Origin of the sequence: Kitasatospora griseola, from assembly GCF_014648555.1 — a bacterium.
In the GTDB taxonomy this organism is placed as follows: domain Bacteria; phylum Actinomycetota; class Actinomycetes; order Streptomycetales; family Streptomycetaceae; genus Kitasatospora; species Kitasatospora griseola.
The window spans coordinates 37,947-44,789 of the sequence record NZ_BMRI01000037.1 but is presented as its reverse complement, the minus strand read 5'-3'; the positions used below and the strand labels follow the sequence as shown (position 1 = coordinate 44,789).

Here is a 6,843-nt window from a genome sequence, read left to right as displayed (position 1 = left end):
GGATGCAGCACCACCGTGACGTCGTACTCCCGACCCTGCAGCCGGTTCGCGGTGTCCACCGTCACCGCCTCGCCCAGCGCCGGATCCACCGGCACCCCCAGCCGGGCCAGCTCCGCCCGCACCGCCGCCGCCTGGTCCCGGTGCGCCGTCCCCACCGCCACCCGGCCCGCCGTCAACCGCGCCGAACCCTGCTCCGAGACCGCCGTCAACTCCCGCTCCAGCAGCCGCTGCACCGTCCGCGCCACCGCCGCCACCGCCTGCGCGTCGGTGCGCACCGTGTGCCGGGCCGGCAGCTCCAGCAGCGCCCAGCCGCTGTCGGCCGCCTCGTCGATCGCCGCGTCCACCGCCGAACCGTCCGCCCGCACCCCCGGATGCAGCGTCCGCTCACCCGGGCCGGTGCCCGAACGGAACGGCGTGTACGGGTAGAACGCCGAGGAGATCAACGGCGCCGCCGAGGCCGGCAGCCGCCACGACACCGGCAGCCGGTGCGGCCGGATCGCCGGATTGTGCGCCAGCAGCGTCACCACCGCCGAACTGGACGGGTCGTACGACAGACCCGCCCACTGGTCGGTGCCCACCACCGTGAACGGGTCCAACTGGCCCGGATCACCCACGAACAGCGCCCGCTCGAACAGCCGGGCCACCGCCAGCAGCGCGTCCGAACGCATCTGGTACGCCTCGTCCACGATCGCTTGCCGCCACGGCTGCTCGGTCTTCACCCACTGCCACTTCGCCGCCGTGGAGATCACCACGTCCTGCTCCAGCAGATCCGCGACCTTGTCCTTCGCGGTGACGTTCACATGCCGCAACGCCTCCGGGGCCGGCCTGGAATCGCTCGCGTGCAACCGGCCGATCGACATGTCCGGCGCCTTCGACGCCAACCGGTCCACCAGGTCGTCCACCTGGCTGTTGGTCTGCGCGACGATCATCAGCCGCTCGCCCGCGCCCACCAGCTCCCGGGCCGCCCGCACCACCAGCGTCGACTTGCCCGCACCCGGCGGGGAATCCACCACCACCCCGCGCGGGGCGCCCGGCCGCGGCCGCACCACCGCGTCCAGAATCCCCGCCACGGCCCGGTCCGCGGCCTCGCCCGGCGACAACGCGCCCGTCGCCGCAGCATCCTGAGGGTCGATCACCAGGTCTCCAGAGAAGCTCATCCGTACGTCATTCCCACTCGTCCGCACCGGCCGGTGAATCCTCGCCGACCACCGGCGGACCACCGTGCGTCCACGGAGTGTCCGCAGGCTCCGGCAACGGCGCCGACTGCCGCGGCGACAGCTCGAACAGCGTGAACACCACCTGGTCGCCCACCGCCGGCACACTGCCCGGCTCCGGATCCTTCCGCCGACCCATGCCCGACAGCAGCCGCACCACCACCTCGCCCGGCTCCGCCGAGACGATCTCCGCCCGCTGCGCCGGCTCCGCGTGCGCCCGGTACACCTCCCGGCCCGGATCGGCGTGCGGACGGTCCCCCGTCCGCACCACCAGCAGCGGACGCGGCTTCGGCGACTTGCCCTGCGTCCACTCCGGCACCACGTCCACCACCTCGCCGGCGAACGCCTCGCCCGCCAGCCGGCGCTCCGCCATCGCCAGCGGATCGTCCAGCGCCTCCTGGATCTCCAGCTTCGCCTGCTCCCGCTCGCGCTGCGCCAGCTTGCGGGCCGCCGTCACCGCGTCGTCCCGGCGCGGCTGCGGCGGCTCGCCCGCCGCCACCCGGTCCCGGTGCATGGTGAACGACCAGCGGTCGCCCTCCCAGCGGTCCGGCAGATGACCGGCCGGCGGCAGCCCGCGCAGCAGATCCACCCCGCGCCACACGTCGTGCCAGGTCGGCAGCGTCGCCGCCAGCAGCACCCGGGCCAGCTCCGCCCGGGCCCGCTCGACCAGCCCCGCCGCCCGGCGCTCCTGCACCGCGTCCCGCGAGGCGTCGGCCTGCTCCCACACCGCCACCGCCGCGTCGTGCCGCAGGATCGCCGGGGCCAGCACCCGCTCGTCGAACTTCGGATCCGTCGCCGGACCGGCCGGCGGACACCGCAGCAGACCGTCCGCGTCGCGCGCCGACTCCACCCACTCCGCGGCGACCGCACCCGTCACCGCCGGCTCCATGCCCTCCGGCGGCAGGTGCCAGGCCAGCCGGGCCGCCAGGTGCTGGTCCTCCAGATTCGACTGACCCGTCGCCCAGTGCCGCGACAGCAGGCCCGTCATCGCCAGCAGCATCGACGAGCCCGGCACCTGCGCCCGGTCCGTCAGATGCGTCAACCACCGGCCCAGCAACGGCACCCGGGTCGGCGCCGGGTACTCGCCCGGATCCGGGTCCTCCGCCGTACGACGGAACCGGGTGGAACGGCCCAGCAGCGCCAGATGCGCCACGCCCGCCGCGTTCGGCACGATCAGCTGCGGCGCGTCCGCGCACAACTCCCGCACCACCGGCAGCTTCTCGCCGCTCACCGGGTCCTTCTCCGAACCCTCCAGCAGCTCCACCTGCTCGTTGAACGACTCCAGGTACGGCACCACGTCCGCCGCCATCGCCGCCAGGAACTCCGAACGCTGCGTGCGGTTCAGCGGCTGCGGCACCAGATGCAGCCGCGGCGCATCCCGGTCCGTGCCCAGCAGCACCGCCAGCGGCGCACCCGCCTCACCCGCCGCCGCCAACGGCACCAGCACCATCGGGCGCTCCGACAGATGCCGGTGCCGCACCGTCGCCAACGGCTCCGCCCGCTGACCGCGCACCGCCTCCAACCGCGCCAGCGTGGACAGCAGACTCACCGGACGCCCCCGAGCCGCGCGCCCCCGACCGCCAACGCCTCCGCCCGCAGCCGCGCTGCGTACGCCAACCGCTCGGACGCCTCGTCCAGCCCCAACTCCGCCAGCAGCGCGGGCTCCAGGCCCTGCTCCACACCCCGCTCGGCCGCCGCCAGAGCCGCCTCCACGGTGCGCAGCGAACCCAGCTCCCCGCGCACCCCGCGGCCCAACTGCTCCACCGCACCCGCACACCTGGCCTGCGACCGGCAGTGGAAACCCAACTCGCAGGTCGAGATGCACTCCGGACCGTACGCGGCCGGCACCGTCGACACCGCCTCCGCCAACTCCTCGACCGGACGGGTCGGCGCCCCCGAGTCGTCCCGCGCCAGGTCGAAGGTCACCCCCTCCGGCAGCGCCGCCAGCAGCTGCTCCACCCCGGTCATCCGGGACAACTGCCGCCGGGTGGTGGACAGTTCGCGCCGCACGTCGACCGGCATCGCGACCGGGCGGTTGGAGAAGTCCTGCGGGCAGACCAGCAGCACCGTCAACTCCGGCGCGCCCGGCAGCTCCTGTACCGCGTAAGGATCCGCGGACGGCACACCACCGGCCAGCCGGGCCGCCGCCTCCTGCAGGGCCAGCACGTACACCGCGGCCTGCCGGGCCGCCGCGCCGACCTTCGCCGGATCGGCCGAACCGTCCAGCACCGGGAAGGACTTGATCTCCACCACGGTGCACCGGCCGCCGTGCACCACCACCGCGTCCGGCTCCAGGTACGCCGGGCTGCCGGCCACCTGCAGACGCAGCATCGGATGGTCCAGCAGCGTCCAGGACGCAGGGTCGGCGGCCGCCTCCGCCAGCGCCGCCAACGTCCGCTCCGTGCGCACCGCGGGGGACTGCGACGGCAGCAGATCCGGCACCGCCAGGGAGGCCACCTCCTCCTCCGGCACCCCCAGCATCCGGCGCAGCGGCTCCAACAGCACCGCGTAGCCGTCCCGCTTCAGCCGGGACTCGAACTGCAGGCCCCGGCGGATCGCGAACGGCGACTGGCCGAACGGCGCGGGCCGGCCCAGGCGGTCCGCCAGCGCGGTCTTGTCCACCCCCGCGGCATCCAGCAATGCGCGGCGGCGGCATCCGGGATTGGCGGCGAGAGCGGCGAGGGCCCGGGCGTCGAGACTGCGCTGCGGCGCGGAGCCGCGCAGCTCGGAGAGCCGCCGGAGCGACGGGGAAGCCTGCCCCAAGTGCGAGACGTTCATGGTGCGGCCCAGTCTCGCACCCGCCGCCGACAAAGCGGAGCCGGTCACTCGATCCGGCCGGTCCGGTGGGGGATCATGGGCCCGGTGGTCCGCAACGGCGCGGCCGCGCCCCGCAGTCCTCGAAGCCCTTCGCGCTCCCCGCGCACCCCCTTCGAATGAGGTAGCCCCCATGCCCGCCCGCATCGTGCTGGTCCGCCACGGCGAGACCGCCTGGTCGGTCACCGGCCAGCACACCGGCCGCACCGACATCCCGCTCACCGACGAGGGCCGCGCCATGGCCCGCGCCCTCGGCGAGCGCCTCCGCCGCGCCCCCTGGCACGGCCTGCCCACCGCGGCCGTCTACACCAGCCCGCTCTCCCGCGCCCGCGAGACCGCCGAACTCGCCGGCTTCGGCGACCGCGCCGTCGACCGCCCCGAGCTGCTGGAATGGGACTACGGCCAGTACGAGGGCCGCACCGGCGCCGACATCCGCGCCACCGACCGGCCCGGCTGGCTGATCTGGCGCGACGGCGTCCCCGGCGGTGAGAAGCTCTCCGAGGTGGCCGCCCGGGTCGACGCCTTCCTCGCCGAGCTCAACGGACGGCACGGCGTCCCCGACGCCGACACCACCACCATGCACTGCGCCGACTGCGAGGTCGTGCTGTTCGCCCACGGCCACCTGCTGCGCATCCTCACCGCCCGCTGGCTCGGCCTCGCCCCCGAGTACGCGCAGCGCTTCAAGCTCGGCACCGCCTCGCTCTCCGTACTGTCCTGGGAGTACGGGCTGCCCGCGGTCGAGACCTGGAACGACCAGAGCCACCTCGAAAAGGCCTGACGATCCGGGGGCCGATCCCGTCGCACTGATCCGACCGGACCGGCGTTCCGGACCGGCCGGCCGGGCCCCGGTGCTCCGGACGGCCGTGGTCAGGCGGCCGCGGCGTCGTCGTAGCCCGCCAGGAACTCCCGCACCTCCGCCACGGCGGAGTGCTCGCGCAGACGGTCCGCGGTGTGCGCGAGCATGCCGCGGATCCGCGCCGAACGGACCTGGCCGAGCAGCGCCACCACCTCCGACCCCTGCACGGCCGCGCCCGCCAGATCGCCCCGGCCCAGCCGGTCGTGCGCCAACTCGGCGGTGTACAGCGCCCGATTGCGGACGAAGTGCGGGTGCTGCAGCCCGACCGCCTGCTCGGCCTGGACGATCGCCCGCTTCCAGTCGCCGAGCAACGACCAGCACTGCGCCTCCTGGCCGGCCAGCTCGGCCTCCCCGAAGAAGGACATCCACTCCGGGTCGGCGTCCTGCGGCCCACGGTCGAACAGCGTGTACGCCCGGGACAGCGCCCGCTGGTAGGCACCCTTGTCGCCGAGCAGTGCCCAGCTGCAGGCCTCGCGCAGCGCCAGCAGCGAACGCAGCCGGTCCGAGCCCAGGCCGAGGGCCGCGGCCTGCCCGGCCTGGGCGGCCCGCAGCGACTCCCGGGCCTGGCCGGTCTCCCGGGCCAGGAAGGCGATGTTGCTGAACACGTGTGCCTCCAAGTGCGGGTCCTGGGCCATCCGGGCGGTCGCCAACGCCTCCGAGTAGAACGAACGGGCGTCCATCGGCCGACTTGAGTCGTGCGCCAACCAGCCCACCGAGATGGCGAGTTCGCCGGCGGCGCACTGCAGGCGGCGCGCGGTCTCGGTGCTGTACTCGCCGTCGTTGAGCAGCACGTAGGCACTGCGCAGCGACTGGCCGGCCAGCTCGAACAGGGTGTCCGCGCCGTGCACGTCGTCGAGCAGCCGGATGTCGCGGACCGCCTGCTCGACGCCGCGCACCTCGGCCGCGCCCACCCGGTGGCGCTCCGGCGGTGGTGGCGGGGCGGCGGGTGGGGGCGGGGCCGCGGGCTGCGGCGATCCGCCCATGCCGAGCGCGGTCGCCATCGCGGCGGAGCCGCCGTTCAGGAACGTTCGGCGAAGCACGTCGTCCTCCTCCTCGTCAGAGCGGTGCGACAGGTCCGGCGGGCCCGCCGGGGTGGCCGGGTCGGCGGGTGGTTGCGTGGCAGGTCGGGCGGGCGGTGCGGGCACCGGACGGTCGGCCCCGCCGGTGTGGGGTTCGGTGGTGCCGGTTTCGGCGTTCGGCAGTTGGCGGCGGACCGTCTTGCGCGGGGCGAACCCGAGGTCCGCCAGCGACTTCTCCGGCCACATGTGCCGGAACACCCGCTGGTAGGCGTAGTTGGGGCAGCGGATCTCGCCGGCCTCCACCCGCCCGACGTAGCGCGCGTCGCACGACACGTGCTCGCCGATCTCCCGGGCGGCCCGGCGGACCAGCGTGGCGAACTCCCTCGGTGAGAGGTCGCCGCGCAGTTCCCGCATCGCCCGGTTGGGGACGGGAGCCGGACGGGGCTCGCCGGTCCGCGTGGCTGCCATGCTGCACTCCGAGGTCGTACCGGCGAGGTCGCGCCGGTCTCCGGTGGGGGCGGTCGCGTCGGCACGACAGTACCCGTAGTTACTCGGCGTACACAGTGAGTTGCCTGGTGGGGGTGGGGCAATTATGGACAATACGGACGCAGTTGCCGTGTTCCGCCATGAAATGCCATGGCTTGCCGTATCGAAGGCCGTGGCCTGGAGGCCCGGTCGCGCGTTGTCCTGATACATGGACACCGGCGGTACGGGCCCCCTCCCGTGCCGGCCCCCGTCGTCGAACCGGGCGGCGGAGCACCCTCCGGTGTCCGCGCGACCCCAGGCGACAGGAGGTCCCCCATGGCCACCGGAGTTCCCCAGTACCGCCGCCCGGCTGCCCCGGCCGTGCTGCCCACCTCCGCCGTGCCGCCAGTCCCATCGACCGTCTCCGCCTGCGCCGGTACCGGTCCGGGCGGTGGCGTGGTCGGGCGGGTCGTCC

At 74.7% G+C, this 6,843-nt stretch carries 5 protein-coding genes; 1 reads left to right on the top strand and 4 read right to left on the bottom strand.

What is annotated here, in order from left to right; genetic code table 11:
• The 3 genes from IEZ12_RS31340 to IEZ12_RS31330 form a co-directional block, all read right to left on the bottom strand.
• A partial coding sequence (locus IEZ12_RS31340; RefSeq protein WP_229848373.1) for an AAA domain-containing protein occupies positions 1–1,157 on the bottom strand: 1,157 nt, incomplete at its 3' end.
• A 7-nt stretch (positions 1,158–1,164) separates the two neighbouring features.
• Positions 1,165–2,763, bottom strand: coding sequence for a hypothetical protein (locus tag IEZ12_RS31335; RefSeq protein WP_189276882.1), 1,599 nt, complete (start codon positions 2,761–2,763; stop codon positions 1,165–1,167).
• Positions 2,760–3,992 (bottom strand): hypothetical protein, encoded by a 1,233-nt coding sequence (locus tag IEZ12_RS31330; protein ID WP_189276880.1) that lies wholly within the window; start codon positions 3,990–3,992, stop codon positions 2,760–2,762. Before IEZ12_RS31330 ends, IEZ12_RS31335 begins: the two co-directional genes overlap by 4 nt.
• 169 nt (positions 3,993–4,161) lie before the next feature.
• Between IEZ12_RS31330 and IEZ12_RS31325 the strand changes: the two genes are divergently transcribed.
• Positions 4,162–4,806 (top strand): histidine phosphatase family protein, encoded by a 645-nt coding sequence (locus IEZ12_RS31325; protein ID WP_189276879.1) that lies wholly within the window; start codon positions 4,162–4,164, stop codon positions 4,804–4,806.
• Positions 4,807–4,895: 89 nt separating this feature from the next.
• Here the strand turns inward: IEZ12_RS31325 and IEZ12_RS31320 are convergent, their stop codons facing one another.
• Entirely contained in the window at positions 4,896–6,371 is a 1,476-nt protein-coding gene (locus IEZ12_RS31320) for an NsdA family TPR-like regulatory protein (protein WP_189276877.1), read from the bottom strand.
• Positions 6,372–6,843: the final 472 nt, after the last annotated feature.

Coding starts and splice junctions, on each gene's coding strand:
- IEZ12_RS31325 (WP_189276879.1), top strand. CDS start 4,162: ATGCCCGCCCGCATCGTGCTGGTCCGCCACGGCGAGACCGCCTGGTCG.
- IEZ12_RS31320 (WP_189276877.1), bottom strand. CDS start 6,371: ATGGCAGCCACGCGGACCGGCGAGCCCCGTCCGGCTCCCGTCCCCAAC.
- IEZ12_RS31330 (WP_189276880.1), bottom strand. CDS start 3,992: ATGAACGTCTCGCACTTGGGGCAGGCTTCCCCGTCGCTCCGGCGGCTC.